1 protein-coding gene is annotated in these 223 nt (G+C 56.1%); it reads right to left on the reverse strand.

The window, feature by feature from the left end; all coding sequences use genetic code 11:
* The coding region (locus tag ABLO27_RS27130) for a GTP-binding protein (RefSeq protein ID WP_353037223.1) at positions 1 to 222 on the reverse strand (222 nt) is incomplete at its 3' end.
* Between the last annotated feature and the right edge of the window lies 1 nt (position 223).

The following is a 223-nucleotide window of genomic DNA, read 5'->3' on the forward strand; positions in this document are numbered from 1 at the left end:
GTTTTCCGTCTCATACTCAACGTGCGCCGTGGAGATGGTGATACCGCGGGCCTTTTCTTCAGGCGCACCGTCGATCTCATCGTATGCTTTTGCTTCAGCACCGCCAGCCTCAGCCAGCGTCATGGTGATTGCAGCGGTCAGCGTCGTCTTGCCGTGGTCAACGTGGCCAATCGTGCCAATGTTAACGTGCGGCTTGTTGCGCTCAAATTTTTCCTTCGCCATC

Origin of the sequence: Roseibium sp. SCP15 (assembly GCF_040329435.1) — a bacterium.
Taxonomy (GTDB): Bacteria; Pseudomonadota; Alphaproteobacteria; order Rhizobiales; family Stappiaceae; genus Roseibium.